The organism is Streptomyces sp. NBC_01537 (assembly GCF_045040445.1).
Lineage (GTDB): Bacteria > Actinomycetota > Actinomycetes > Streptomycetales > Streptomycetaceae > Actinacidiphila.
This window is the reverse complement of the sequence record NZ_CP109392.1, coordinates 2,392,035-2,418,533: the sequence shown is the minus strand read 5'-3', so window position 1 is coordinate 2,418,533 and position 26,499 is coordinate 2,392,035. Positions and strand designations below refer to the sequence as shown.

The 26,499-nt window shown below is 70.5% G+C and carries 26 protein-coding genes and 2 pseudogenes; 10 read left to right on the top strand and 18 right to left on the bottom strand.

The window, feature by feature from the left end; translation table 11 throughout:
- Nucleotides 1–4: 4 nt before the first annotated feature.
- On the top strand, nucleotides 5–823 hold the full coding sequence (locus OG607_RS11180) for an alpha/beta fold hydrolase (protein WP_405722028.1): 819 nt from the start codon (nucleotides 5–7) through the stop codon (nucleotides 821–823).
- Nucleotides 824–851: 28 nt separating this feature from the next.
- Here the strand turns inward: OG607_RS11180 and OG607_RS11175 are convergent, their stop codons facing one another.
- The 4 genes from OG607_RS11175 to OG607_RS11160 all read right to left on the bottom strand — a co-directional run bounded on the left by OG607_RS11175 (nucleotide 852) and on the right by OG607_RS11160 (nucleotide 5,863).
- Complete coding sequence (locus tag OG607_RS11175; RefSeq protein ID WP_405722025.1) at nucleotides 852–2,156, bottom strand: SLC13 family permease; 1,305 nt, start codon at nucleotides 2,154–2,156, stop codon at nucleotides 852–854.
- Entirely contained in the window at nucleotides 2,153–2,611 is a 459-nt protein-coding gene (locus tag OG607_RS11170; RefSeq protein ID WP_405722022.1) for a CBS domain-containing protein, read from the bottom strand. The genes OG607_RS11175 and OG607_RS11170 overlap by 4 nt, the downstream gene beginning before the upstream one ends.
- Complete coding sequence (locus tag OG607_RS11165) at nucleotides 2,598–3,866, bottom strand: cation:proton antiporter (RefSeq protein WP_405722019.1); 1,269 nt, start codon at nucleotides 3,864–3,866, stop codon at nucleotides 2,598–2,600. Before OG607_RS11165 ends, OG607_RS11170 begins: the two co-directional genes overlap by 14 nt.
- 161 nt (nucleotides 3,867–4,027) lie before the next feature.
- Nucleotides 4,028–5,863, bottom strand: a complete 1,836-nt coding sequence (locus OG607_RS11160; RefSeq protein ID WP_405736682.1) for an NAD-binding protein — start codon at nucleotides 5,861–5,863, stop codon at nucleotides 4,028–4,030.
- 459 nt (nucleotides 5,864–6,322) lie between these two features.
- Here OG607_RS11160 and OG607_RS11155 point away from each other — a divergent pair, with 459 nt between their 5' ends.
- Nucleotides 6,323–6,802 carry an STAS domain-containing protein gene (locus OG607_RS11155; protein ID WP_405722017.1) on the top strand — a complete coding sequence of 160 codons (480 nt, stop codon included), beginning with the start codon at nucleotides 6,323–6,325 and terminating at the stop codon, nucleotides 6,800–6,802.
- 125 nt (nucleotides 6,803–6,927) lie between these two features.
- Nucleotides 6,928–7,392, top strand: coding sequence for a DUF5990 family protein (locus OG607_RS11150; protein WP_405722014.1), 465 nt, complete (start codon nucleotides 6,928–6,930; stop codon nucleotides 7,390–7,392).
- Here the strand turns inward: OG607_RS11150 and OG607_RS11145 are convergent.
- The 3 genes from OG607_RS11145 to OG607_RS11135 all read right to left on the bottom strand — a co-directional run bounded on the left by OG607_RS11145 (nucleotide 7,356) and on the right by OG607_RS11135 (nucleotide 11,875).
- Nucleotides 7,356–8,990 carry an FAD-dependent monooxygenase gene (locus OG607_RS11145; protein WP_405722012.1) on the bottom strand — a complete coding sequence of 545 codons (1,635 nt, stop codon included), beginning with the start codon at nucleotides 8,988–8,990 and terminating at the stop codon, nucleotides 7,356–7,358. The two genes, OG607_RS11150 and OG607_RS11145, sit on opposite strands and share 37 nt — an antisense overlap.
- Nucleotides 8,991–9,790: 800 nt before the next feature.
- Nucleotides 9,791–10,162 (bottom strand): hypothetical protein, encoded by a 372-nt coding sequence (locus OG607_RS11140; RefSeq protein ID WP_405722009.1) that lies wholly within the window; start codon nucleotides 10,160–10,162, stop codon nucleotides 9,791–9,793.
- 336 nt (nucleotides 10,163–10,498) lie between these two features.
- A complete protein-coding gene (locus OG607_RS11135) occupies nucleotides 10,499–11,875 on the bottom strand; it encodes a hypothetical protein (RefSeq protein ID WP_405722006.1) in 1,377 nt (458 codons plus the stop codon).
- Nucleotides 11,876–12,302: 427 nt separating this feature from the next.
- Between OG607_RS11135 and OG607_RS11130 the strand changes: the two genes are divergently transcribed.
- Nucleotides 12,303–13,553 (top strand): tyrosine-type recombinase/integrase, encoded by a 1,251-nt coding sequence (locus OG607_RS11130; RefSeq protein WP_405722004.1) that lies wholly within the window; start codon nucleotides 12,303–12,305, stop codon nucleotides 13,551–13,553.
- A 162-nt stretch (nucleotides 13,554–13,715) separates the two neighbouring features.
- On the opposite strand, the gene OG607_RS11125 is transcribed toward OG607_RS11130, so the two are convergent.
- The 4 genes and pseudogenes from OG607_RS11125 to OG607_RS11110 all read right to left on the bottom strand — a co-directional run bounded on the left by OG607_RS11125 (nucleotide 13,716) and on the right by OG607_RS11110 (nucleotide 15,072).
- A complete protein-coding gene (locus OG607_RS11125) occupies nucleotides 13,716–14,126 on the bottom strand; it encodes a type II toxin-antitoxin system VapC family toxin (RefSeq protein WP_405722001.1) in 411 nt (136 codons plus the stop codon).
- Nucleotides 14,123–14,404 carry a type II toxin-antitoxin system Phd/YefM family antitoxin gene (locus OG607_RS11120; protein ID WP_405721998.1) on the bottom strand — a complete coding sequence of 94 codons (282 nt, stop codon included), beginning with the start codon at nucleotides 14,402–14,404 and terminating at the stop codon, nucleotides 14,123–14,125. Before OG607_RS11120 ends, OG607_RS11125 begins: the two co-directional genes overlap by 4 nt.
- Before the next feature lie 70 nt (nucleotides 14,405–14,474).
- Nucleotides 14,475–14,804: pseudogene (locus OG607_RS11115) on the bottom strand (DNA-binding protein); the annotation flags it as partial.
- Between the two features lie 28 nt (nucleotides 14,805–14,832).
- On the bottom strand, nucleotides 14,833–15,072 hold the full coding sequence (locus OG607_RS11110; protein ID WP_405721995.1) for a CopG family transcriptional regulator: 240 nt from the start codon (nucleotides 15,070–15,072) through the stop codon (nucleotides 14,833–14,835).
- A gap of 394 nt (nucleotides 15,073–15,466) precedes the next feature.
- Between OG607_RS11110 and OG607_RS11105 the strand changes: the two genes are divergently transcribed.
- On the top strand, nucleotides 15,467–16,219 hold the full coding sequence (locus OG607_RS11105; protein ID WP_405721992.1) for a hypothetical protein: 753 nt from the start codon (nucleotides 15,467–15,469) through the stop codon (nucleotides 16,217–16,219).
- A gap of 31 nt (nucleotides 16,220–16,250) precedes the next feature.
- Here the strand turns inward: OG607_RS11105 and OG607_RS11100 are convergent, their stop codons facing one another.
- Together OG607_RS11100 and OG607_RS11095 are read right to left on the bottom strand one after the other, a co-directional pair.
- Nucleotides 16,251–17,603, bottom strand: coding sequence for an ATP-binding protein (locus OG607_RS11100; protein WP_405721990.1), 1,353 nt, complete (start codon nucleotides 17,601–17,603; stop codon nucleotides 16,251–16,253).
- Nucleotides 17,600–18,265, bottom strand: a complete 666-nt coding sequence (locus OG607_RS11095; RefSeq protein ID WP_405721988.1) for a response regulator transcription factor — start codon at nucleotides 18,263–18,265, stop codon at nucleotides 17,600–17,602. Before OG607_RS11095 ends, OG607_RS11100 begins: the two co-directional genes overlap by 4 nt.
- Before the next feature lie 212 nt (nucleotides 18,266–18,477).
- On the opposite strand from OG607_RS11095, the gene OG607_RS11090 reads away from it, so the two are divergent.
- Nucleotides 18,478–19,257, top strand: coding sequence for a hypothetical protein (locus OG607_RS11090; RefSeq protein ID WP_405721985.1), 780 nt, complete (start codon nucleotides 18,478–18,480; stop codon nucleotides 19,255–19,257).
- Between the two features lie 3 nt (nucleotides 19,258–19,260).
- Here the strand turns inward: OG607_RS11090 and OG607_RS11085 are convergent.
- Nucleotides 19,261–19,543, bottom strand: a pseudogene (locus tag OG607_RS11085) (transposase); the annotation flags it as partial.
- Between the two features lie 278 nt (nucleotides 19,544–19,821).
- Between OG607_RS11085 and OG607_RS11080 the strand changes: the two are divergent.
- Nucleotides 19,822–20,565, top strand: coding sequence for a response regulator transcription factor (locus OG607_RS11080; protein ID WP_405721982.1), 744 nt, complete (start codon nucleotides 19,822–19,824; stop codon nucleotides 20,563–20,565).
- Nucleotides 20,566–20,596: 31 nt separating this feature from the next.
- On the opposite strand, the gene OG607_RS11075 is transcribed toward OG607_RS11080, so the two are convergent.
- Together OG607_RS11075 and OG607_RS11070 are read right to left on the bottom strand one after the other, a co-directional pair.
- The gene (locus OG607_RS11075) at nucleotides 20,597–21,547 is read right to left on the bottom strand and encodes a M48 family metalloprotease (protein ID WP_405721979.1); all 951 of its coding nucleotides are present in this window, start codon (nucleotides 21,545–21,547) and stop codon (nucleotides 20,597–20,599) included.
- On the bottom strand, nucleotides 21,544–21,915 hold the full coding sequence (locus tag OG607_RS11070) for a BlaI/MecI/CopY family transcriptional regulator (protein WP_405721977.1): 372 nt from the start codon (nucleotides 21,913–21,915) through the stop codon (nucleotides 21,544–21,546). The genes OG607_RS11075 and OG607_RS11070 overlap by 4 nt, the downstream gene beginning before the upstream one ends.
- Nucleotides 21,916–22,027: 112 nt before the next feature.
- Between OG607_RS11070 and OG607_RS11065 the strand changes: the two genes are divergently transcribed.
- The 3 genes from OG607_RS11065 to OG607_RS11055 are packed head-to-tail and all read left to right on the top strand — an operon-like array spanning nucleotide 22,028 to nucleotide 23,966.
- A complete protein-coding gene (locus OG607_RS11065) occupies nucleotides 22,028–22,708 on the top strand; it encodes a DedA family protein (RefSeq protein ID WP_405721974.1) in 681 nt (226 codons plus the stop codon).
- A complete protein-coding gene (locus OG607_RS11060; protein WP_405721972.1) occupies nucleotides 22,708–23,313 on the top strand; it encodes a phosphatase PAP2 family protein in 606 nt (201 codons plus the stop codon). Before OG607_RS11065 ends, OG607_RS11060 begins: the two co-directional genes overlap by 1 nt.
- On the top strand, nucleotides 23,310–23,966 hold the full coding sequence (locus OG607_RS11055) for a phosphatase PAP2 family protein (protein ID WP_405721969.1): 657 nt from the start codon (nucleotides 23,310–23,312) through the stop codon (nucleotides 23,964–23,966). Before OG607_RS11060 ends, OG607_RS11055 begins: the two co-directional genes overlap by 4 nt.
- 182 nt (nucleotides 23,967–24,148) lie before the next feature.
- Here the strand turns inward: OG607_RS11055 and OG607_RS11050 are convergent, their stop codons facing one another.
- Complete coding sequence (locus OG607_RS11050) at nucleotides 24,149–24,838, bottom strand: response regulator (RefSeq protein ID WP_405721966.1); 690 nt, start codon at nucleotides 24,836–24,838, stop codon at nucleotides 24,149–24,151.
- Entirely contained in the window at nucleotides 24,835–26,499 is a 1,665-nt protein-coding gene (locus OG607_RS11045; protein ID WP_405721963.1) for an ATP-binding protein, read from the bottom strand. The genes OG607_RS11050 and OG607_RS11045 overlap by 4 nt, the downstream gene beginning before the upstream one ends.

Here is a 26,499-nt window from a genome sequence, read left to right as displayed (position 1 = left end):
GGAGATGCCGCGGTGGTGGTATTTCACGGCGGCCACATGCGGGCCGGTCTGGCACTGGGCGAGGACGCCCTCGCCGAAGCAGGTTGCACCATCCTGGCCCCCGCGCCCCGGTTACGGCCGCACGCCGCTGCTCACCGGCACCTCAGCGGCCGGGTTCGCCGATGCCACGCGCGAACTGTGCGAGCACCTGGGCATCACCAAGCTGGCCGCCGTCGTGGGCACCTCGGGCGGCGGGCCCACCGCGGTGACGATGGCGGCACGACACCCCGACCTCGTCGACCGACTGATCCTGCAAAGTGCCGTGGGGTGGCTACCCTGGCCCGATCCGCGGACCCGTCGTGGCGCTCACGCGGTGTTCGCCGCGCCTGTCGAGCCCCTGACCTGGGCTGCCGTGAGGGCCCTTGTTCGTGCCGCCCCCGACAGGGGGCTGCGGCTGTTACTGGCTGCCCTGTCGACGCAGCCGGGGCGGGACGTCGTCGCGGCGCTCGGCCCCGAGGATCGCGCGAGGGTCATCGCCCTGTACCGCGTCATGAGGTCGGGGCGTGGGTTCCTCAACGACCTGCGCCCGGTCGCCGACCCCACCGCCGAGGTCACCCAGCCCACCCTCGTGGTCGCCACCAGAAAGGACGGCGCCGTATCGTTCGCCCACGCCCAGTCCCTGGTGGCCGCCATCGCGCACGCCCGGCTGGTCGAAAGCCGGGCCGACAGCCACTTGATCTGGTTCGGACCCGACTGGCCGGCCATTGCCGAGACGATCCGCGCGTTCCTCACTGCCGATGGGCCCCCGACGGCGTACCGGCGTCCGCCGATGCCTCTGCACTGACGGCCATGCCGGCCTGACGGGCAGGGACTCAGGCCAGGGCGAAGTAGCGCAGCCACAGGTACAGCGCTGCCAGGGCCACCGTGATCGCCGTGACGACGAGTCCGTATTTGGTGAACTCCCAGAAGGAGATGCGCTGGCGGTTGCGTTCGGCGATGCCCAGGACGACGACGTTGGCGGAGGCGCCGATGGCGGTGGCGTTGCCGCCGAGGTCGGCGCCCAGGGCCAGGGCCCACCACAGGACGTGGTGACCACCTGCCGCGCCTCCCATGTCCTTGACCAGGTCGGCGGTGATGGGCGCCATGGTGGCGACGTAGGGGATGTTGTCCACGATGCCGGACAGGGCGGCGGAGCCGAACAGCAGACCCATGGTGGCGCCGAGTTCATTGCCGCCCATGGCATCGGCGAGAGTCTTGGACAGGTCGCCGATGACACCGGTCTCGATCAGGGAGCCGACCATGATGAACAGCCCGGCGAAGAAGGCCAGGGTGGGCCACTCGACCTCCCTGAGCACCTCCGTCGTCTCCACCTTGGAGACGGCGATGAGCAGACCGGCACCGAGCAGGGCGACCACGCTGGGTTCGTAGTGCAGCACCGGGTGCAGCACGAAACCGGCTATCACCAGGGCCAGGACGGCCAGCCCCTGGTACAGCAGCCGGTGGTCGCGAATGGCCTCGCGCTCCTCCAACTCCATGATCTCGTCCGCGCGCTCCTCGTCGTAGACGAAGTCCCTGCGGAACATGATCCGGCAGATCACCACCAGCACGCCGGTCAGAACAACGGCGATCGGGGCGAGGTGCACCAGGAAGTCGTTGAAGGTCAGCCCGGCACGACTGGCGATGATGATGTTCGGGGGATCGCCGACGAGGGTGGCGGTACCGCCGATGTTGGAGGCGAAGACCTCGGCGATCAGGAACGGGGCCGCGCGCAGCCCGAGACGCTCACAGACCAGCAGGGTCACCGGGGCGACCAGCAGCACCGTGGTCACGTTGTCCAGCAACGCGGAGGCGACCGCGGTGATCACGATCAGCATGGCCATCACCCGGAACGGCTTGCCACGGGCCCGTTTCACCGACCAGATCGCCAGGTACTCGAAGACGCCGGTCTGCCGCAGCACACCGACGATCGCCATCATCCCCAGCAGCAGGAAGATGACGTTCCAGTCAACGCCGGCGTGCTCACTGTAGAAAGCTGCCTTGTCGTCGATGGCTCCGATCAGCAGCATCAGCCCGGCACCGCCCAGGGCGGCGGCGGTGCGGTGGATGCGTTCGGTGATGATCAGGACGTACGCGCCGGTGAAGACCGCGATCGCCGCCCAGCTGTGCCAGTCGCTCATGCCACTCCGAGAAGTTGTTCCAGCAGATGCGCGGCGGTGATCACCCCGAGCAGCTGGCCACCCGCCTTGTCCTTCTCCACCACCGCCACCAGCGGGCTGCGCTCCCGCGCCATCAGCGCGGCCACCTCCAGCGCGGTGTCGTCCGGGTCGGAGACCGGCGGGACCTGCCGCTCCCTGGGCAGGCAGTCGCGGACCGGGCGCCCGTCCAGGGCCCGGCACAGCCGGTCGGCGTGCTTCTCGTCGACCACCGCCGCCAGGGCCGGGTCTTCGAGTACGTAGTCGGGCACGAGCAGCTTCACCAGCCGGGAGGCGGGCAGGATCGCGTACGGCTTGCCGTCGTCGTCGATCACCATCACCCCGGGCAGCCGCCGCTCGGCCAGCAGCCGGGCGGCGTCCAGGGCATCGCTGTCCAGGGTCACCGACGGGTACTCCACTGCCAGGTCACGTGCGCGCATGGCCGGTCTCCTTCTCCGGGGCCGCCGCCGCAAGCGGGGCCCGCTCGTCGTCCTCGGCCTCATCATCGTCCGGAATGCCGACCAGGTCTTCGACGTCGAACATCCGGGCAATCGGCACATCGGTGCTGCTGTGCGCCACGATCGAGAAAGCGATGCACACCGCGATCAGCGTGTAGGCCTGCTCGCCGTGCGGGATCCCGGACTGCAGCACCAGCAACCCGTACACCACCGACGCGAAGCCCTTCGGCCCGAACCAGGCCGCCGTCAGCTTCTCCCGCCGGTCCAGGGTGCGGGCGCCGGCCAGCGAGAGCAGCAGCGACGCCGGCCGGATCAGCACGATCGCGAGCACCACCGCCACGTACCCGCCCACCGACAGGTCACCGAACAGACTCGGGGTCAGCAGCGCCCCGAACACCAGCAGCGCGGCGAACTTGGCCAGCTCCGCCAGCGCCTCGCCCAGCGGCTCGAAGGCCGCCTTCGACTCCGGCGACACCGAGGCCAGCACCGCACCCGCCGAGAACGCCGCCAGGTAGGGGTTGGCATGCGTGAGGTGGCAGGTCGCGTAAAGGATCACACCGACTGCCAGCGGCAGCAGCGGCTGCAGCTTCGGCTCCGCGCCCAGCAGCCGGAAGCGCACCAGCCCGGCGACGGCCAGCGGCAACACGACACCCAGCGCCAGCCCGCCGATCAGCTCCAGCGCGATCGCGCCGAGGTCCGACTCGGCAGTACCGGAGGTCGGGCCGGCCGCGGCGATCAGGATGAGGACGACCGGCAACGCGAGCCCGTCATTGATGCCACTTTCGACATTGAGCAATTGCCGCAGGCGGGCCGGCACTTCCTTGCGGCCCACGATCGCCGAGGCGAACACCGGGTCGGTCGGTGCCAGCACCGCGCCCACCAGGAACGACGTCGTCCAGTCCAGGCCGACCAGGAAGTGCGTGAGCAGTGCCATGCCGACGAACGCCAGCGGCATCCCCAGGCCCAGCGCCCGCGCCGGGTTGCGCCAAGCGCCACGCAGCGCGGAGAACGAGACATGCATGCCGTCGGTGAACAGGACCGCGAACAGTGCCAGATCAGCCGTGACCGCGACGATCTCGCTGTCCGGAGTGATGTGGACCAGGCCCAGGAAGCCGTCGCTGACCAGCGCGCCGCCGAGTAGGAAGAGAAGCGAGGTGGAAAGCACCGAGCGGGCCGCCAGCCCCGACAGCAGCACCGCGACCAGCAGCGCGGCACCGAAGACCGCAACGAGCACCATGGGAAACGCCCCCGATCGACGAAGAGATTGATCCCTTGTTCGCCGACCAGGCTTCCCGGCACTCCGCAAGGAACATTACCCGATCCATACGTGTCACATACAAGACTTTGACGCGGCCGTCGGGCGCTGATGGCCCGCTGGGTCACGAAACCGCTGCCGGTCTACTGGAGGCTGGGCGGCCGGGCCTCGTGCGGTGGCGCGGTGCTCTGCAGGAGGCGGGCGAGTCCGTGCCGGGTGGCGGCCAGTACGACGCGGTCCTCCGGCTGGAGCAGGTATCCGGGGTGGAGTTCCCAGGCCAGTTCGGGCTCACGGGGCAGGCCGCCGTGGTCGGGGTTGGCGGCCAGGTCCGGGCGACGGTGGTCGGGGTCGGCGAGGTCGAGGGCGAGGACCCGCCATTCGCCCGGGCAGAAGGCCTGCCCGATGGTGCGGCCTTCGAGTTCCGCGTGGCCGCGTACTTCCACGGCGGCGAAGAGCAACACCTGCCGCTCCACGGGTATAGCCCCCAGGATCTGGCGCCCCATCATCGCCCCCGCGAAGGCGGGGGCGACCAGGCTGGACACGCTGCGACTGCGAGTGGTGGCCTGGGGGTGGGAATCGCGCAACGCACGGTAGACGGTGACGGCGAAATCGTCGTCGAACAGCCGCATCACCACCCGCAGTTCGGGCCTGATCTCGCGAGCGTAGAGCGCGGCCTCCAGGTTGGTGCTGTCACTGCTGGTCAGTGCGAGCAGCGCCTGCGCCCGGCCGACTTTGGCGGCTTCGAGCACCCCTTCCTGGGTCACGTCGCCGATCACCACCGGCACCCGCCTGGCCCGCGCCTGCGCCACCCCCCGGGCCTGCGGGTCCTGCTCCACACACACCACGTCGACGCCCAGCTCGCACAGCCGGTCCAGCACCCGGCTGCCCACCTTGCCCAGCCCCAGCAGCACCACATGCCCCGACAACCTGCGCGGCGGCACCCGCAGCGCCGACGCCGTACGGAACGCCCCCAGCGTCTCCAGGACGACCGCGAACAGCACCGGCAGCAGCGCCATTCCGGTCACCCCGGACAGCAGCTGCAAGATCTGCCGACCCGGCGGATCGTCCACCGCCGGGTCGTTGATGTTCAGGACGTCCAGCACGGACAGATACCCGGCATGCACCAGCGGACCCCCGGTGACCTGCCAGGTCAGCACCGCCAGCAGCAACTGCACGGCGACCAGCCCCGCGATCGCGTACCGCAGATGCGGCGAGATCAGCTCCCGCAGCGGCAGCCCGCCGCGCATCCGGCGCAGCCGCCGCGCCGGCGGCCCCGGGCGGCGGGTGATCGCCTCCAGCACCACCCGGCCGTGCACCCCAGCCGCCTCCTGTACCGCGTCGTCGTCCGGCAGCAGCCGCGCACCGGCATCCTCACCGCGCGGCTCAGCCGCGGAATCCGACAGCAGCGCGAGCGTGCACAGCGCGGCCCGACCGGTCTCGTCGGCCTTGCTGCCCAGCGGCCGTTCGGCGGCCCGCAGTAGCAGCCCGTCGGCCTGCACCACCTTGCCGCTGCCCACCACGGCCGCGGCCACCAGCGCCGGAGCGGCCGTGTCCGCGTCGGACAACACGGTGGCCGACGCGTCGAGTTCGTACGGCCGAAGCCCCGGCGAACGCGTGGCAGCGGCACGCTCAAGCAACTCCTCCAGGTGTCTGCCGAGCTTGCGGTTGTACATCCGTACCACCAGCCGGACATCCGGATTCAGACGGCGGGCACGCAACGCCGCGTGGATATTGCTCTGGTCATCGCCGTACGCCAGCGCCAGCGCATGAGCGCCGACCACCCCCGCCTCCCGCAGCGCCACCTCGTCCGGCACCGGCGCCTGCATGACCACCACACCTTGTGGCCGCGTCAGCTCGGCGAACTCCGTCCCGCGCTCACCACGCGCCGCCGGCACCACCAGCGTGACCCGCTCGCCGTAGACCTGGGCCAGTTCGTACGCGAGGCGGTAGGCGAGGGCGTCATCGCCACAGACCACCATGTGCCCGGCAGGCACTGGACGGGGCTCTTGGTTCGGAAGGATCGACACCCCCGTACCATGCCCGATCCGCGGCGAGCGGCCTCCCGGATCGGTACGAAAAACAGCACCGCCCAGGCCGGGCAGACGTCCGTGAGGCCGCACGGGGGGGATGTCCGGCCTCACGGACTGCGGGCATAGTACATGCCGCAAATGCGAAGGATGCGGGCACATTCGCGAGTTCGGAGCCTCGTCGGCATCCCCGAGCCGAGTTCGCCGCCTGCGGCACTCCGGCGCGGCGGCCCCGGCCCGCGGCCTGCCCCAGCACCGGACAGGTAAGGTCACCAGAGGTGAGCCGGGAAGTCTGGTCGGCGCAGAGTTCGCCATGCCCAGGAGCCGCCCGATGCCACCACCTCCCCTTCACCACCGCCACCAGCCAGCCGGGCCCACGCGCCTGCCCCCGGCCCGTGTGATCGGTAACGCGTGACCGCCCCGCGCCGGAGCCTGCTGCCCATCGCCGCATGGCTCCTGCTGGCCGGCGCAGCGGCCCTGGCCGGAGTCCGGATCAGCCCGGCCTGGGGCAAACTGCTTTCCCTGATCGTCTGCGCGGGAGCGCTGCGGATAGCCTTTCGCGCCGCCTGGCTGATGGCCCGGCCCGTACACGCCGCCCGGGACCCGCAGCGGGCAGTGGTACGTCTACGCGGCGAGATCAACACCGAGAACGCCGAACGAATCACCCAGCGACTGCTGGCGGCGCTCAGCGACAGCCCCACCGTCCTTGAGATCGATCTGGCCGCAGTCAGCAGGATCACTCACCGGGGCACCCAGGCCTTCTTCGATGTAGTGCGCGCAGCCAAACCCATCGGGGTGCCCGTGGTGATCAGCAACGCCAACCCCCAGGTGCGAGCCGCGTTGCACGGCATAGGGCTGGACCACGTATTGCGGTACACCAACAGCGACTGAGCCCGAGCCATCGTGCATGCCGAACCCGGCCCTTGGCGTTCTTCACGAGATTCGGCAGTGCCTCTCGTGCCGCGCGGCCGGTGAACGAGAAGCCGATGGAGTCCAGGGACGCTTTCACTGTCCGTGTGGTTGGGCATCATCTGCCCGGCATCGAGTGCGCCGGGTACTGGGGTGTCCACGTAGCGCTGCAGGTGGGAAGGGACCCGGCCGATCCGGAGCCCGGTGACGCCGAGCGGGCGGTGTTCACGGCGCGGATACGGCTGCGCCGTGCGGAGGGCGAGCCGCCGGACTTCGCGGGACCGGCCGTCCATGGCCGTAAGGGTGCGCGGTTCCTGTATCTGACGTGGGGTGAGGTCGCAGATGACGGCGGTTTCACCATGTTCCGCCGCGCCAAGCTTCTTCTCGCCGATATCCCGGTGGCCGATCTGCTGAAGGCCGTGGCCTCCGGTGCGGCCGTGGAGACCGAGGTGTCACTGACGGGTACGGATGGGACTGCGGTGTGCGGCTCCGTCCGCCCGCCGCACGTGGGTTGGCGGCTGTCCACCGTCCCGCCCTACGGTGGCGTGCCGGGCAGCCAGCGCGTCAGGTAGGCGGTCAGGCCGGTCAGGTCGGTTCCGGCGCAGCCGTAGCCGATGTGGCCGTCCGGGCGGACCAGGTAGTGCGCTGCCTCGGGTCCGCGCAGGCCCAGCCGGCGCAGCGCCAGGCCGTCGGCATCGTGCAGATCCCCGGGCCCGCGGTCCCGCCTGAGCCGGTGCACGGTGACCCACCCAGGATGGCGGTCCGCCAACTCGGTGGGCGGACCGGTGGGCCAGGCGGGGGCGGGCCCGCACAAGAGCAGGTGGTAACCCGGAGCCGCGAGCGCGTCGTGCAGGGTGGCGGCGTCGCCGTCGATGCTCACCGGGGCGTCCGGAAGCCGGTCACCCGGCCTGGGCCCGTGCCGCGGCGGGCGGGAGCCTTCCGCTGATGCTGCGCTGCCCCGGTAGCGGACGCCCAGCTGCGAGACGGTACGGAATCCGTAGGCGCGGCCTGCCTTGGCCCGTAGTGCGAGTGGTACGAGGAAGGGGGCGAGCCGGGTACGGGCAAAGCGTACGAGGGGGTTGGTGGAGGTGCCGATGGTGAATGCCCGGTCGGTGAAGCGCAGTACCGCCCGTCCCACGGGCAGCCGCTCGGTCTCGTACGTGTCCAGCAGCTCTTCGCTGCCGGGGCCTGTCGTGACGAGAGCGAGTTTCCACCCGAGGTTGACCGCGTCCTGGATGCCGGTGTTCATGCCCTGGCCACCGGCCGGGCTGTGGATGTGGGCGGCGTCCCCGGCCAGGAACACCCGCCCGGCGCGGTAGTGGCGGGCTCCGCGGTTGTGCAGCCGGAAGTCGGTCATCCACACGGGATCACGCAGCCGCACGCGCCCAGCGGTGTAGACGTCGGCCAGCTGTTGCACCTCCGGAAGGGTGACCGGCCGCTCCACCGGCACCCGGTCGGAGGCGGGCCGCATGGCAAGCAGCCGCCAGGTCGCTGGGGCGCCGAGCGGGAAGAAGAGCAGCATGCCGCGCGGGGACAGGTAGGTGTGCACCCAGCCGGGCTCGATGCCGTCGGCCTCCAGATCTGCCAGCACGAACGTCTGCGGATAGGCCGCGCCCTCGAACGGGATCCCGACGGCCTTGCGCACCGTGCTGTGGGCGCCGTCGCAGCCGACCACATACCGGGCCCTGACGCGCTCCTCACGGCCGTCCCGGTCGCGCACCGTGCAGGTGACCGCGTCCTCGCCGTCGGCGAGGCCGACGAGTTCCGTGCCGCGCTCGACCCGCACGCCGCCTCGCGCGAGGTGGCCGTTGAGGATGCGTTCGGTCTCGGCCTGGGACAGGAACAGCAAGAACGGATACGCGGTGTCCTCGATACCGATGTCGAACAACCGCACCGGCACCGACCGGTCGCCCCGCCCGCCGAAGTGCATCCGCAGCCGCACCGCCCGGTTGCCGCACTCGACCATCTCATCCGCCACGCCGACAGCGGCAAGGACCTCAAGCGTGCGCGGCTGCACGGCCAGCGCCCGCGACTCACGCGCCCGGTCCAACCGGCGGTCCACCACCCGGAACCGCACCCCGTAACGCCTCAGCTGCGCCGCCAGCGCCAGCCCCGTAGGTCCGGCACCGACCACCAGCACATCCAGCACCGGGTCTCCATCGACAGCCACACCGGCAACGTACCCGCCGACGGCGGCACGCGGCCCTAAGCCGGACCGCAGCCACGCACGTCGTCAACCCAGCAGCGGCCCGAACCTCTCCCGGCCGAGCGCCTCCGCCTGGCCCTGCCCCAGCACCCTGCCCCGCGCTTCCGGGCACCGGCGGGCCCACTTCCAACGCAGAAGGCACTTTCCCGTTCCCCGGCCATGATCGGCCTACTGCCATACCAACACAAATAGAGCGATGGTGCCGCCGTAAAGTGCGGCAAGAGCGCCGAAGATTGACCCTATTTCCCATTTGATCCCGTTTATGAATTTGACCTGCATTGATGGTCTTCGTGGACCGCCGCTCATCCCCTTCCGTGAACCGGTGAAGCGGAGGCCCTCGGTTCGCACCTCGACTGGGTCCGGCTACGCGCGCACCCCCAACGCTCCACGAAGGGCTTCTGACCTGGGCGAATAGGCTTGCGGAAGAGACTTGTGCCAGTGCGCGGGGCGCCCAGCGGCTCGAAACGAGTCACGACCCACGACGCCGTGTGCGTTTTCACCCCGCCGCCGACGCATCGGCGCAGGTCACCGGTGATTCTCAGAAGGGAAGCGCTGTGAAGGCGGCTGATCCGCGTCACAGGTGCGTCATGATGACGAACGCCGTCGAAAAGCGCGTCACGTCGGGGCGCTGACCAGCCCAAAACTATCGAACAACTCGCTGGTCACGGACCATAAGGGTGCTGCTCGGCCCGAAAAGAGACACGGTCAAAGGACCGTGTGCGTTTTGGCATGCACAAAAAAACGCCGACCCGCATTTCTGCAGGTCAGCGCATTGTTCCGGAGTGCCCCCGGCAGGATTCGAACCTGCGCACACGGCTCCGGAGGAACCTCATCGAGGCGGACATGGAGACGATGCTGGGAGTGCGGTTCCTGGCCAGCGAGTACAGCACCGTTCCCGTCCAGGTCGGGCCTATCGACTCGCTCGGCATCGACGAAAACGGCGCGCTCCCTTCGGCACCGAGCACGTCGGCCTTGGGACCGCGGTCCGTCCCGAGCCAGTCCGCTCCCAAGCGCCCCTTCGTCCCGCGGCCGAGGAGCCCCACGGTCGCATCGACCGGGCGATGACGGAGTTGGCTGCAGCGGTCGACGAGGTCCTGCTCGGAGTCGGCGACGACATCACCGAGGTGCGGGTGCAAGCAGTACCGCGCCTACCTGCGGTTGCGGAACTTTGCCTGCGTAAGCCCGCCGCCGCAGAGGGCAAGCTCTTGTGTACCGCAAGGACGACACGAAGGAGGTCGTCCTCGTCTCTGGATTCACTCGAGACGTGACAGGGCTCGGCCGCCAGGGCACTGGCGGACTGGAAGTGATGAATGCAGACCGCTGTCGTGTGAAGTTATGGGTTGGCTTTGGGAGGGCTCCTTTCGACGTGGCGGTCAGGGCGTGGCGGTGGATCTCCAATGGTGCGGGCGATCCCCGGTTTCGCTAACCGGGGACCGTGTGCTAGATCGGCGGAGCCGTGACGGGAGGATGCCTCAGAGCGGGCGCCTTCTGCGGATGGGCAGGATGCTCAGGGCCATGACGGTGCCGTCGGCGTGGAATGAGATCGGGCCGTTCCATTTCCCGGCGGCATGGGCGTTGTGTCTTTTCGAGCGGAGTTCGTAGGCCGCTTGCCGGTACTCTTCCACGCGGCCGTTCTTGACGAGTTCGTACAGTTCCGGGGCTACGCCGGAGAATGCCTCGATGCGTGAGGTCCCCATGCGGAAGACGTTGTCCGTGCCGACGGCTTTCGTATCGCCGATCTCGATGTCCGCGTCGTCGACGCTCGATGTCGCGGCGAACGCGGGCACGTCGTAGTACTGTCGCCCTTGGCGTGCGGTGAGATACCGGGCTGTATATTTTCCTCCGCCCGAGAAGGCGGTCAGGCCGGCGGCTGCGGTACGGGCCAGGAGCTGACCGAACCAGGCGAGGTCGTCCTCGCCCACCTGGAAGCCGTCGACCGTCCGCGCCCGTCTCCCCTCGCGGGCCGGTATACGAATGGCGTTGGGGTAGGGGATTCCGGAATTGTCTTTGATCTCCTCATCGGCGTTTCCCGGGGCGCCAGGTGTACGGAGGGGGAGCAGAGCCACGCCGGGGGACTGCAGCACATTGACCACCACCCCGCCCTGGCCCATGAGTTCGGTGGACAGCATCAAACACGGCGTGGTGCTCCACGGTCCGATCTGCATGCCCTCGGTCAGTTCGGCTCCCTTGACCAGTTGCTGGATCGTGGTGCTGCGGGTTCGGCCGGTCCGCTTGCTCGGCTTCTGGTGGTTTCCCCGGCAGGCCACGAACGTGACGTTCGACGGCTCGCCGGGCTTCCATGCCTCGATGAGGTAGTCGGGCCGGGGCCGTGAGCCCTTGTTCCGTTGTGAGACGCTCAGGGGCCAGCCGGCTCGCAGTACCGTGTTCGTGTCCACGACCGACACGATGTGGTCGGGGTAGCGCTGCTGAACGAGGTGTTCTGCCACGGCGAGCCCGAAGCCGACGGCCAGCTCCCGGGCCTGCATGCCCTTGTACCAGCTCTCGGAGGAGCGGCCCTTGTCGGTGAGATCCATGGCGCCGACGCGATTGCCGTCCAGGGCCTCGCAGAACTTCAGGCTCAGCCAGTGTTCCGCCAGCCCGCGTCCCATTCCCTGGCCGGCCAGCACGTAGCCGCGCGCCACGGCGTGCAGCACCTGCCACGGCGTCAGATCGATGGACCGGCCGTGCTCGGCCAGCGCGACCGGCCGCAGGCCGGGCTTTCTGCGCACTGCTTCCTGGCCCTTCTCGCGGCGCCTCTTGTCGATGGCCGCCGCCGCGGAGTCCACGTGCGTGGCCAGTTCTGTCGTCGACCGGATGTGAACGATCGTCGAGCGGCTGAGTGCGTTCATGATCTGTCGCGCGGTTCTCGCCATGCATCCCCCCACGGTGTCCGCGTGCCCTGGCTGGCGAGAACGGTAGTTCGGAGTATCAGGGCGCATACAAGTGCGCATGGCCAGGCATGGACCACAACCGGCCACATCGGGACCGAATACGAGCAGGAGCCACGGAAGCCGTGCCGAACGTACGATGATCCGCACTCGTCAATACGGCGCCGCCCGAGTGCCCTCTTTTCGGGGGATGTTCGAGTGGATGTGCCGGGCAGTCATGTCCTCGCCGATCAGAAGGAGGCGGGCATGAACCCGAACGAGCATCACGACGGTGCCACACCGGACCCCGAACAGCCGGCGGACCAATCCCCGACACAGCCGCACAGCGGTGGACACCAGGGACGCGACAACACGGTCGCGGAGGGCCGGTGAGTTCGGCGCGGAGCTCGTGCGGGCCCTTCGCGCGGGCCTGGCCCAGGGGAACGGCGCTGCCCACGGGGCCCGGGGCCTGTCTCAGCTGAGCTGGTATGCCTTCGCGACCGAGTATGCGCGGGCGCACTGGCCGGGGCGGGCGGCGAAGACGCGGGACGAGGTCAGCGACGCGCTGACCTCGATCACCGTGGCGATGCTCTGCGAGCTTCCCGGCCGGCCGAAGGGACAGGTGCTGCGCCGTGCTCTGCGCCACTGGGCCTTTGCCGTTCCCGGGCCGGGCCAGGTGGAGATGCCGGCGGAGGACCGGCTGGTGCTGCAGTGGGTGGCGAAGGCGTCCCGGCCCCTGGTCGACCTGCACGATCCGGTCCTGGCGCGCGAGGTGCTGGAGTCGCTGCGCCGCAAGCTCGACGGGGGCGAGGCGGCGGTGGAGACGATGCGCCGCAAGCGCAAGGTGCTGGTGCACGCCCTCCACTACGCCGTCGAGCGGGGTGAACTGGGCAGTCATCCGCTGCACCGGGTCCGCTGGCGCGTGCCCAAGCCGGCGGTCGCGGTGGACCCGCGGGTGGTGGCCAACCCGCACCAGGCACGGGATCTGCTGAGCGCCGTCTCCTACGTGGGTGGATACCGCCGGGCTCGTGGCCGTCGGCTGGTCGGGTTCTTTGCCGGGATGTATTACGCGGGTCTGCGTCCGGAGGAGGCGGTCGCGGTGGCGCTGCCGGACTGCCGCCTGCCCCGAACCGGTTGGGGGCGGTTGATCCTGCACCGCACTCTGCCGCAGGCAGGAAGGAGATGGACCGACACCGGCCGGTACCACGACGAGCGCGGGCTGAAGAACCGCCCGCCGGGAGAAACGCGGGTGGTGCCACTGCCGCCGCATCTGGTGGCATTGTGGAGGGAGCACGTCGCCACGTTCGGTACGGCCGACGACGGGCGGATGTTCTTCACGGAACAGGGTCGGATCATCAGCTACACCACCTACCACCGGGTCTGGCACGAGACCCGCGATCTTGCCCTGCCACCCGCACTCACCAGCACCCCGCTCGCGAAGCGCCCGTATGACCTGCGGCACTCGGCCTTGTCCACGTGGCTGTGCGCGGGTGCTGACCCGGCGGAGGTCGCCCAGCGCGCCGGCAACAGCGTCGAGGTTCTGCTGAGCCGGTACGCGAAGTGTCTCTATGACCGGCAGTCCATCAACAACCAGCGCATCGAAGGGCTCCTCAGCGTCTACGACCGGCCGCCTGAGCCCGACCCGCAGGACGAGGCGTAGCTCATCCGGACATACGGTTCAGGATGTCAGCGTGCCCCCGACGGTCTGAAGGAAGTCGTTCTTCGGCTGGCGGCTGCGGTAGGTCGTGTCCCGTGGTGGGCAGACCCTCCTGCTCGGAGAGGCTGGACGGTTCCGTTGGGCGGGCGAGTTGCTCCGGCTAGGTCATGCAGGTGCGAGATGGGGCAGTCCGAGTGCTGTGGCAGCGTGCACCAGTTCCTTGTCGTAGGTGACGAAACCGTCCAGCTCTCGGTGCAGAGGGGCGGCTGTTGCCAGGTGAATGGCGTCGAGAGTGCCGAGTCTTTGCACCTCGAAGCCGGCGGCGCGGGCCAGGATGTCGTCACTGAGGACGATCTGGTCTGTCCCGGTGAGCGTATTTCCGACCAGGAATGGCACGCGCTGCCGGTCGACACCGGCTCGCCGGAAGGTGCGTGCGATCTCCACCCCGGCCAGCTGGGAGGTCACGAGGCGACCGTCGACGCCCAGCCCTGCCCGCCAACTGCGAAGCGCCTGCGTCTCTGCCTCCTGCTGTACGAACTTCAGCAGAGCGCAGGTGTCCAAGTAGTAGAGGCTCAACGGGTGCGCTCCCGGTCGCGCTCGGCGATCAGCGCATCCGACAGCGAGGGCAGCTCGGCCAGATCGGTGATCAACTCGGGCAGCGCACCCGGATTCACTGCACGACGCACCTGGCCGGTCGCCATCAGCTGGTCCAGGGCCGATGTGGGCTGTTCGGCGGGGGACATGCGGATGACAGGCTTGCCGTGCTCAGTGACGACGAGCGTCTCACCTGCGCGAACCCGCGCTGTGACTCTCGACGGATGGTGGTTCAGCTCTCCAAGCGGGATGGTCTCCATGCGATAAATGTACACAAAAAATGTCCACAACGGCCAGTGGGACGGAGACAGCTCTTCTGTGGCGGGATAGGACTGTGATGACGGTGGCCTGCCCGCGGCACGGCACCGTGAGGTTCTCCGGATCGGAAGTCAGGATCGTTGCCGGCCTGGGTGTCACGAGGGCGGTAGTGCTGAGCATGGCGTACTTGCGGTCCTGCAGCCCAGCGCCGGCGAGGAGAGCGGTCGCGTGGCGGGCGATCGGCTCGGTGACCGGTGCGACGACCAGGCGGGACAGCGGCCACTCCAGGGTGGCCACAGACGTGATCACTCGGAGATCGTCGGCGCGGGCCGGCGCGAGCCATTCCGTGACGGATCGGTCACGCGGCACGGCCTTGGCCAACACCTCACTGTCCAGGATCAGTGTGCCGCCGGGAACGGCGGGGGAGCGGTCACCCGGCGTCTGCCCCGTCTGTCTGCTGCTGTCGGGCCTGGTGGAGGTGGTCGCGCAGCGCCTGGATCTCCTCGTCCGTGACGGGACCGTGCTCGGCCTCGGCGACCTGGATGAACTCGTTTAGGTTGTCGCGTTCGATCTGACGTGCGACGGTGACGGCGTAGGCGGACAGGCCGGAGGGGCCGCTGCGGGCCTTGGCGGCTTCGGCGATGTCGCGCGGCATGGTGATCGAGTACATGCCGGTGGGCTCGCTCGCGCTACTCCTCCTGTTCGTCCTTCCACTGGGTGTCTTGCCGAGACTTGAGTTCCCCCGGCATCCAAGGCTACGAGCTGGGCTGACCACAATGGTTGTCCTGGAGGGCGCTCTCCCGCGGCCTGTTGGGCTGCTGTACGAACCGCCATAGCAGCACGTGCTCGCGCTGCTTGTAGTCCGGAGGCACCAGATTTTTGAACAGCCCCGGAGTCGGCTCGTGCCGTAGCGCCGTGACCCGATCACGCTGCGTGGCCAAAGGTGCGCGTCCTCCCGAGTTCCGTGGGGTCGCAGTCAGGTCGTGTTCAGGTGTGGCGTGGCAGCGTCGCGTGCCATGGCAACCAATATCGATGAACTCGGGGCCGTGCCCCGGAGCCGTCAGATGCTGAGCAAGGTTCCCGAAGTCACGCTGTACTTCTGGATCATCAAGATTCTGTGCACGACAGTGGGTGAGACCGCGGCGGATCTGCTGAACGAGAATCTCGGGCTCGGCCTGACCACCACCTCTCTGATCATGTCGGTGCTGCTGGTCGTCACTCTCGTCCTCCAGTTCCGGGCGAGGGCTTACGTGCCCGGGGTGTACTGGCTGGCGGTGGTTCTGATCAGCGTGGTCGGCACGCTGGTGAGCGACAACCTGACGGACAACCTCGGGGTTTCTCTGACGGTGACCACGCCCGTGTTCGCGGTGCTGCTCGCGGTGGCCTTCGCGGCCTGGTACGCGAGCGAGAGGACGCTGTCCATCCACAGCATCCGCACGGCCCGCCGCGAGGCCTTCTACTGGCTGGCCATCCTCTTCACGTTCGCCCTGGGCACCTCGGCCGGCGACCTCACGGCCGAGCGGCTCAATCTTGGCTACTGGGTGTCGGCGCTGCTGTTCGGCGCCCTGATCGCGGCGGTAACAGCGGCGCACTACTGGTTCCGGCTGGGTGCCGTCCTGGCGTTCTGGATCGCGTACGTCCTGACCCGCCCGTTCGGTGCCTCGATCGGCGACTACCTGTCCCAGGCGAAAGCGGACGGCGGACTGGGCCTGGGCACTGTCGGGACCAGCCTGCTGTTCCTGGTCACGATCCTCGCTCTGGTCACCTATCTGACCGTGACGCGCCGGGACGTGGCCGTCGTCGGGGAAGAGGACTGAGCCGCAGGCGCCTGTCTTGTGCCCCGGGCCGTCATCCGGCCGGGAGAGTCACCGTGAACGCGGCGCCGGCCTCGGCGCTTGCCAGTTCGATGTCGCCGCCGGCCGCCCGGGCCAGGCGGCGGGCCAGGGCGAGGCCGAGGCCGGCGCCGTCGTGCCCGTCCATGGGGTCGGCGCGGCGGCCGGGCTCGAAGAGGGCCACGCGGAAATCTTCGGGCACGCCGGGGCCGTCGTCGCGGACGGTCACCCGGACCAGGCCCGGCAGCTGGGTGGTCTCGACGGTGACCGTACGCGTGGCGTAGCGGCGGGCGTTGTCCAGCAGTGGCGTCAGGATGCGTTCGGCGACCGTGGCGGAGACCCCGGCGGTGGCGGAGTCGCCGCCTACGGTGAGGGTCGGCCCGTCGCGGCGGTGCTCGGCTGCTCGCCGGGCCAGGTCACGGGCCACCTCCCGCAGATCGCAGCGGCCGGGGGTGTGGCCGTTGCGGGTGCGGGCCTCGGACAGCAGGCTCTCGCAGATCCGCTGCATCCCGGCGGCCGATGCGGCGATGGCCTCGTGGGAGGCGCGCTGCTGGGCCGGGGTGCGGGGACGGGCGGTCAGCCAGTCGGTCTCGGCGGTGATGCGGGCCAGCGGGGTGCGCAGCTCGTGGGAGAGCTCGGCGGACTGCTGCTGTTCGTGCCGCAGGACGGCGGCCAGCCGGTCGAGGAGTTCGTCGAGGCTCGCGGCGAGTGAGGCCAGCTCGGCGGGCCGGGCCGCTGGCCCGAATCTTTCGGCGGCGCCTCGTTCGCTCCAGCGGGAGGCCTGGGCGCTCATTGCGGCGACCGGCCGCAGGGCCCGGCCGACGAGCGTACGGGTCACGAGATATATCCCGCCGAGGAGCAGCAGGCCGAGGCCGATCGACCCGGCCAGGGCGGTGTCGGCGGTGCTGCGGTAGGCGTCGAGGCCGACCGAGGCGACGACGGTGCCGATCTGCCTGCCGTGGTAGATGACCGGCAGAGCGTACAGCCGCGAGGCGTAAGGCTCGCCGGTCTGGGCGAAGGCGCGGCCGCGGCCCACGAGCCGGTCGGCCACCGTGTGGGGCTCCCCGGCGCTGGTGCCCTCAACCAGCTTGTGGCCCTGGTAGATCCAGACCCCCACGTCGAGGGCGCGGTCGTCGCTCGGCTCGTGCACCACCAGCACGCCGTCCGGCCGGGCCTCCACGGTGGCCGCCACCGCCGCGGCCCGGGTGCGCAGCAGATCGTCAGCCTGCTGGCGCAGCCTCGCCGCGAGCGCGATGTTGAACCCTGCAGTCAGGATCACCACCCACAAGGTGGTGGTGACCAGCGCGAGCAGCGCCAGACGGCCGCGCAGGGTGGCGGCTCGGGGAAAGCGAAGGAGGCGCCGTGTCATGCGAAGCGGTAACCCACGCCTCGTACGGTGTCGATACCGCGCGGGCTGTCCGCGTCACGCAGCTTGCGGCGCAGCCGGGCCAGGTACTGGTCGAGGGTGTTGTCGCTGACCTGGGCGCCATCCGGCCAGCCCGCCCGCAGCAGCTCACGCCTGCGCACCACCGCGCCGGGGGCGGCCATCAGGCAGGCCAGCAGCCGGAACTCGGTGGGCGTCAGCGCGACGGGCACGCCGCGGACCTCCAAGTGGTGCCGGACGGGGTCCAGCCGCAGCTCCTCGATCTCGACGGACGGCTCCCGCCCGGCACGGCGCAGGGCCGCACGCACCCGGGCCGCGAGTTCGGCCAGGTGGAAGGGCTTGGCCAGATAGTCGTCGCCGCCGGCGGAGAACCCGGAGAGCCGGTCGGTGATGTTGTCGCGGGCGGTGAGGAAGACCACCGGGGCGTCGATGCCGCAGGCGCGCATCGCCTGGCACACGTCCCGCCCGTCGGAGTCGGGCAGTCCGACATCCAGGACCACCGCGTCCACCCGGTCGCGCACCGCGCGCAGGGCGCCCGCGCCGTCGGCGGCGGTGAGCACCTCGAAGTGCTCCTCGCGCAGGCCACGGGCGAGGACGTCGCGGAGTCCGTGGTCGTCCTCGACGACCAGGACACGGTGGTTGGTCATCTGGCCAGTATCACCGGGTCTCCGGGTGGTCCCCCACCGCCCGGCCCGGGCGTTCAGGTTGCGTACAGGTTCCGCCGCCGACTCTGCTGCCCTCGCGCGGGGCGGGTTCTTGCCGCCTGCGTCAAAGGAACGGCAAAGCTGTGGTGAGAGAGGTCAACATGGGGCAAAGAGGCATGGGACGCACGAAGGATCCCGTGCCAGGGTTGCCACCCATGGCGACAGATCAGCTCCTCAACGACGGCCCCTCGGGCAGTGTCCGGCACGCGATGAGCAAGGTGCCGGAGGTCACGGTCTACTTCTGGATCATCAAGGTGCTCACCACGGGCATGGGCGAGACCGCCTCCGACTGGCTGGCCCATCTGCTCGGCCCGGTCCCGGCCGTCGGCCTCGGCGGGCTCGCTCTAGCGGCCTCGCTGGCCGTCCAGCTGTCCGCCCGCCGGTACGTGGCCTGGATCTACTGGACCGCCGTCGTCATGGTCAGCGTCTTCGGCACCATGGCCGCCGACATCCTGCACGTCGGGCTGGGCGTTCCGTACCTGATCTCCACCCCGTTCTTCCTGCTGGCCCTCGGCGTGGTCTTCGCCCTCTGGTACGGATGCGAGAAGACCCTGTCCATCCACAGCATCCACACCACTCGCCGCGAGGTCTTCTACTGGGCCACCGTGCTCGCGACCTTCGCCCTGGGCACCGCGGCCGGGGACCTGACCGCCACCACACTGGGCCTGGGCTACCTCGGCTCGGGCCTCATGTTCGCCGTCGTCATCGCCGTACCGGCCGTCGCCCATCGGCAGTTCGGGCTGGGCCCCATCGCGGCTTTCTGGTCCGCCTACATCGTGACCCGGCCGCTGGGCGCGTCGTTCGCCGACTGGATGGCGGTCTCCTCCGACCGCAGGGGCCTGGCATGGGGGCTCGGGCCGGTCACCCTGTACTGGACGATCGCGATCCTGGCCTTCGTCGGCTACCTCGCGGCGACCCGCAAGGACATCGCGTAGCGGCTTGGAGGCGCTGGCCTCCAGTTCGTGCCGTCCAGTGCGACGCGTCCCATCGTGACCATGCTGAGCTTGGTCACGAGGTGCAGGGACTGGGTGAACAGGCCGGCGAGCGCATCGAGGTGGCGGCGGCGGAACCGGGCGATCGAGCGGAAGTCGGAGGCCTGGCCGGCGGCAAGGAAGCGGAACGCTACGTCGTCGGCCAGGCGGCGCTCGTCGCGCGGGAGGAGCGGACGCCGGTGGTGTAGCCGTAGATCAGCAGCCGCACCATGAGCCGTGGGTCGGCTGGGCGCTGTCCCAGATGCTGGTCAAGGTCCTCGCCGGGGTCTTCGATCCACCGCCCTCCGTCATGGCGGTGCACTGGTCCTACTGGCCCTGACCGTCGCGGCGGCCGTCGTCGCCATCACCGCCGCCGCCCTGAACGCCGCCCGGCGTTCGTCCCGCCCGGCCTTCGAAGAACTCCGCGAGCTGTGAGGGCCCCGTGGACGGCCCCGGCCGGCGGACGGCCGACCTCCGGGGCCCGGCGTGACGCCCGGACCGAGCCCCGGTCGCTCTACGCTGCGGAACATGCGTAACGCGTCAGCCCAGGACCGGACCCGGATCCTCGTCATCGAGGACGACGCCATCGGACGCCACCTCGACACCGGCCTGCGCGGCAACGGCTACCGGTCCACCTGGTGCCGCACCGGGACCGGAGGGCTGGCCGAGGCCCGCGCCACCGAGCAGGACGCCGTGCTGCTCGACCTCGGACTGCCCGACACGGACGGGATCGACGTCGCCCGTACGCTGCGCGGCGAATTCCCCGATCTGCTGATCGTCATCCTCACCGCGCGCAGCCAGGAGATCGACATCGTCGCAGGCCTGGACGCCGGTGCGGACGACTATCTGGTCAAGCCCTTCAGCCTGACCGTGCTGCTGGCCCGGCTGCGCGCGCATCTGCGGCGCCGCCCGCAGGGGCCCGGCCACCACACGGAGGCGCCGATCCGGCTGGGCGACCTGACGGTGGACGCCAGTGCACGGCGCTGCCAGGTCGCCGGGACCGAGATCGCGCTGCGGCCCAAGGAGTACGCGCTGCTCGCCGTGCTCGCCCGCAACGCCGGTGCCGCCGTCTCCCGCGAGACGCTGATGGCCCAGGTCTGGGACGAGAACTGGTTCGGACCCACCAAGACCCTGGACGTCACGCTGGCCTCGCTGCGCCGCCGCCTGCACCAGGCCGTCGCCGACGCGCCGGGCACCCCGGTCGTGCCGGAGATCACGACCCTGCGCGGCCACGGCTACCGACTGGAACCGCTGCCGTCCGAGCCCCGCTGAGTCCGGCCGCCGAGCCCGGTCGCGGCCGTCGTCAGTCGTGCGGGTGCTCGCCCTGGGCGATCTCGATGGTGCTGTGCAGGGAGTCCGCGGCGCCGATGGCCGACGCGCCGGACAGCGCCAGGCAGGCCAGTAGCGCGGCGGCGACGAACCGGCAGGTCCCGGTCGTGCGCGGGGCGCTGTCCGGCGTACGGCCCAGCAGCGCCGCCACCCGGCGCGGCACCGGGCCCGCGGCGGCGGCGAGCGCGGCGAGGGGGCGCCGGGTGGCGGTGGCGGTACGTCCGGCCAGGGCGGCCCGGCCGATCGCCCGGCCCACGAGCCGACGGTCACCGACGGCCTCCACGGCAGCCTCGTCGGCGGCACGCTCCAGGGCGTAGCCCAGGGGCTCGCGCAGCGCGATGAGGGCCGGGTGGCACAGGGCGGCCAGCTCCGCGGCGCCGAGCAGGAGGTGGTGGCGGCCGCTCAGGTGGGCGCGTTCATGGGCGAACAGCGCCTCGCGCTCGTCCGGGTCCAGGGCGCCGAGCATGCCTGTGGTCACCACGATCCGGCCGGGCCGGCCAGGCCTGCCGGGCAGCGCGTACGCGTCGGGACGGCCGTCCTGGAGCACCACCAGCTCCGAGTCGCCGCCGTCCACCAGCAGCCTGGCCCGGCGCAGATCGGCGCGCAGGCGGTGCAGAGCGGCCACGACGGCGACGGCGCGCCAGGCGAGCAGCCCGGCGGCGGCCACCGAGATCGCGACGGCCACGGACGGCGGGCCCACCGTGAGCGGCTTGGTGAGTTCGCCGAGTGCGGCCACCACGGGCAGGTACGAGGCGCCGGGGACGACGAGCAGCAGCAGCGCGGCCACGCTGCCGGCGGCCAGGCCCACTGCCGTCGTGGTGAGCAGCCGTACAGCTCGGCCGGGTTCGAGCGCGGCGGCGACGCGGCGGGCGGCGGGGACGGCGAGGAAGGGGATGAGCAGCGGCAGCCACACGATGGGGGTCATCCGGTGCCCCCTTCCAGCAGGGTCCGGAGCAGTTGCTCGTCCTCGTCGGTGAGCTGGGAGACGAAGCGGGCCAGCACCGTGCTGCGGTCCTCGTCCTTCTCCAGCTCGGAGTGCATCCGGCGGGCCCTCAGTCCGGCGGCGTCCTCGGTGGGGGTGTAGGCGTAGCCGCGTCCGGCGCGGGTGCGGATGACCATGCCCTTGTCGTACAGGCGGGACAGGATCGTGGTCACGGTCGTCCGGGCGAGCAAGGCGGGGAGGGCCTTCTGGACCTGGGCGGGCGTCAGCGGTTCCCCGGCGGTCCACAAGGCCGCCAGGACGCTCGACTCCAGCTCTCCGGCCGGCCGCCGCTCAGCGCCTGCGTCGCTCAAGGAACGCTCCTTCCCCACCCTTCGTCTACAGTGATGTAGACCGTCTACTTCACTGTAGTCAGTCCAGCCGTCGCGCAGGACAGCCCTGCCAGACTAAACGGGAGCAGCACACATGGCCGTATCCGCGCTCGCGGTGATGCCGCAGGCCGTGAACATCCTGGACGCGGGATCCCTGCTGTCCGCGTTCGGCGCCCTGGGCATCGCGGTGGTGCTCTTCGCCGAGACCGGCCTGCTGATCGGATTCTTCCTGCCCGGCGACTCGCTGCTGTTCACTGCAGGACTGCTGTGCGTCTCCGGCAGCCATGGCGCGGTCCACCTCTCGTTGCCCCAGGTCCTCGTCGCCTCGGTGGTCGGTGCCCTGCTCGGGGCGCAGACCGGGTACTGGATCGGTCGGCGCGGCGGACGGGCCCTGCTGGCCCGCAGCCGCAGTCGCAAGCTCGGCGAGGGAGCCGCCCGCGCGGAGGAACTGCTCGACCGCTACGGCCACGCCAAGGCGATCGTGCTGGCGCGCTTCGTCCCGGTCGTACGCACCGTCCTCAACCCCCTGGCGGGCGCGCTGAACGTGCCCGCTCGCGTCTTCACCCTCTGGCAGGCGCTCGGCGGCACGGTCTGGACCGTCGGCCTGGTGCTGGGCGGCTATGCGCTGGGCTCGTCCATCCCCAACGTCGACCGCTACCTGCTGCCCCTCATCGCCCTGATCGTGATCATCTCGCTGATCCCGCTCGTCCTCGAAGTACGCCGGTCGCGCTCGCGCCGTGCTGCGTCCGAGGCGTCCGGGGCCGGTTCGCGCTGATGCTCCTCGCGTACGGCGGCAGCTCCGTCGACGGCGGTCTGTACCGGGCGGTCAATGGCCTGGCCGAGCGTTCACCCGCCTGGCTGGACTCCGCCGTCGCCTTCTTCTCCACGTACGGTCTCGCGCTCTTCGCGGCGCTCATGGTGGCCGCATGGTGGCGCGCCCGGGCCGCCGGTGCGCGCTCGCGCACCGCCATGGCGCTGGTCGCGCCGGTGGTGGTGGTCGTGGCCTTCCTCACCGACGACGCCCTCAAATCAGTGATCAGGGAACACCGGCCCTGCCAGACCCTGCACACGGTGACCCTGGAGGCCTGCCCGGCGCCGGGCGACTGGTCGTTCCCCAGCAATCACGCCGCCATCGCCGCCGCTGCAGCCGTGGCCGTCCTGTTCATCGACCGGAAGCTGGCCGCGATCGCGGTGCCCGCCGCGATCCTGATGGCCGTCTCCCGGGTGTGGGTCGGCGCCCACTACCCGCACGACGCCGCCATGGGCCTTTTGGTGGGCGGGGCCGTCGCCTGGCTGTTGATGACGGAGGCCCGGCGCGCCGTCCCGCTGGTGGAGCGGCTCAGTCAGACCCGGCTGCGCCCACTGGTGGCCCCGCGTTGAAGCGCCTCAAGCTGACCGTCCTGTCCGTGTGCGTTGTGCTCTTCACGCTTTTGGCCCTGACCCTGGTCCACCGTCACGGAGCGCCCTTCGCCCTCGACCGGACCACGCACGCCTGGTCGCTGCACCACCGCCCGGACCCGCTCAGGCACCTGGCCAGAGCTGTCACCGCCACCGGCACCGGGCCTGTTCCCTACCTGTGCGCCCTTGCGGCGGGATTCATCGCCGGCCACAGCCAGGGCATGCGCGGTCGCCTGTTGGGGGCCGCCGCCGCCTTGGGCTTCCTGGCAGCAGGCCAGGCGCTCCGCTACGGCGTCCTGCACGTCATCGCCCGCCCCCGCCCGCCCGTCGCGGACTGGGCCGCCCCTGCCTCCGGCTACGCCTTCCCCTCCGGTCACACCACCACCTCGGCACTCGCCGCAGGCTTGCTGGCCTGGGCCCTCCTGCGCACGCTGCGCCCCGCCCGGGCTCGCGTCGCCGTCGTCCTGCTGACCTGCTGGGCGCTCGCCGTCGGGGCGAGCCGCGTCTACCTCGGGGTGCACTGGGCAACCGACGTCCTCGGCGGCTGGCTGTTCGCCCTCACCCTCCTCGCCCTGGCCACCCTGCTGGCCCACCGCAAGGAGAACGCCCCGTATCCCGTGGCCCCCGTCGCCTGATTCGCGCACCCACGCCACCCCGTCGCGCCGGCAACACCGGCGTCACGGTCTGCGAGTCCCGACGAACAGGCGGTCCAGCGGATCCTCGCCGAAGAACTCGTGACCGGGGCGGATGCATGACCGGTGCGCTGACGACCGGGCCGCCGTCCCGTGCCTGCTGGAGCGGGAAATGGCGCCCTGGCTCAGTGGATGATCCGGTAGAGGTGTTCGGGGCGGCCGGTGGCCCCGTAGCGGAGTTCGAGCCGGACCATGCCCTCCCGTACGAGGTAGGAGAGGTACCGCTGGGCCGTGGCGCGGGAGACGCCGGTGAGTTCGGCGGCCTCGGCCGCCGACAGGGCGTCGGGGGCTGTGCGGAGGGTCTGGTGCAGCAGTGCGAGGGTTGGTGCGGAGTGACCCTTGGCCGGGATTCGGGGGACGGCGGGCGGCCGGGCGGCGCTGAAGAGGGCGTCCACGTCGGTCTGATCGGTCTGGGCCGCCCGGCCGAGAACGGCCATACGCTGCTGGAGCTTGCGGTAGGCCGTGAGTCGCTCGGCCAGGTCGGAGGAGCGGAATGGCTTGACCACGTATCCCACGGCGCCGAGCTTCATTGCGGTCCGTACCGACGTGATGTCGCGGTCAGCGGTGATCATGATGGCGTCGGGGCGGGCGCCACCCTCGTCCCCGCTGAGCTGTCGCAGCACCTCCAGGCCGCTGCCGTCCGGCAGGAAGATGTCGAGCAGCAGCAGATCCGGGTTGAGGGTGTGCACCGACTCCATCGCCTGCGCCACGGTGGCCGCCCGGCCGACCACCTCGTAGCCCTCGACCCGGGAGACGTAGTCGCAGTGGATGTGGCTGACGCGGAAGTCGTCGTCAACCACCAGGGTCCGGATCATCTGAGGTCACCTCCTGCCGGCGAGGCCGTCGTGAACTGTGCGTCTCGTGGTGCGGAAGTGGTGACCGGCCGTGGCAGTACGACGGTGAAGACCGCCCCTGGTCCGTCGCTGACCGTGACCGTACCGCCGTCACGCTGCACCAGCCGGTGGACGAGGGCCAGCCCCAGGCCGCGCCGGGCGGTGCCCCGGTCGGGCCGGGTCGACCAGCCGTCCTCGAAGATCGACTCGGCGGCGCCGGGCGGGATGCCGGGGCCGCTGTCTGCGACCCGCACCATCACCTGGTCGACGGCCTCGACCAGCGAGAGCCGCACCTCCCGGCCGCCCGAGGGGGTCGATCCGCCGACCGCCGCGTCGATCGCGTTGTCCAGCAGGTTGCCGATGACGGTCAGCAGCCGGGGCAGATGCGGCGGGTCCTCGCCGAGTGCGGAATCGTCGCTGAGCTCGATCCGTACCCCGCGCTCGGCGGCGACCGTGGTCTTGGCCACGATGAGCCCGACGAGCAGTGGGTTGCCGATCCGCTCGCGTACGGACTCGGTCAGCGCCTGGTCGGCGCCGGCCGATTCCACGGCGTACTCGTAGGCGGCGTCGTGGTCGCCGATGTCCAGCAGCCCGGCCACGGTGTGCATGCGGTTGGTGAACTCGTGCTGCTGGGCGCGCAGAGCGTCGGTCAGTCCGCGTACGGAGTCCAGTTCGCGCAGCAGCCCGATGAGCTCGGTGCGGTCCCGTACGGTGACCACCGCGCCCAGTTCACGGCCGTGCAGCGCCACCGGCATCCGGTTGACCACCAGGCAGTGGTCGTCGGTCAGCACGCTGAGGTCGGCGCCGGTAAGGGTGCCGTCCAGGGCGCGGCGCAGTCGCCCGTCGGGCAGCACCTCATCGAGCGTGCTGCCGAGCGCCGTGCCGAGGCCGAGCAGGTGGCGGGCCTCGTCGTTGACCACGCTGATCCTGCCGTCGGGGTCGAAGGCGATCACTCCCTCGCGGATGCCGTGAAGCATGGCCTCGCGGTCCTGGAGAAGTCCGGCGATCTCCTCCAGTTCCAGTCCGAAGGTCGACCGTTTCAGCCGCCTGGCCAGAAGGAACGCGGCCGCCGAGCCGAGCGTGGTGGCGATCGCGGCGTACAGGCCGAAGGTGGGCAGTTCGCGCAACAGTTCGCCGAGCACGTCGTGTTCCGGGATGCCCGCCGACACCTCGCCGACCAGCTTGCCCGTGGGCCCGTACAGCGGAGCCTTGCCGTTGGCGGACCGCCCGGTCGCGCCCTGGTCGGAGCCCACGTGCGGATGACCGTCCAGTACCACGATCGGATCGCCCACCGGCTCGCCGATCAGCTCCGGGTCAGGGTGCGAGTGGCGGATGCCGTGCAGGTCGATCACGACCACGTACGACGCCCCCGACGCCTTGCGGATCCGTTCGGCGACCGTCTGCACGATGTCGCCGCCACCGCCGTACTCCATGGCCTGCTGGATCTGCGGCTCGGCGGCGGTGGTCTGCGCGATGTCGAGTGCCCGCTGCTCGTAGGCACGGTCGATCTCGGCCCGCTGGGCGAACGCGAACAGCACGAAGCCGATGGCTCCGGTGAGGGCCAGGATGGCCAGCTGGCTGGCCAGGATCCGCGCGGAGAGCCTCCCCTTCCCGCCGCGGCCGATCCGGATACGCATGGGCAT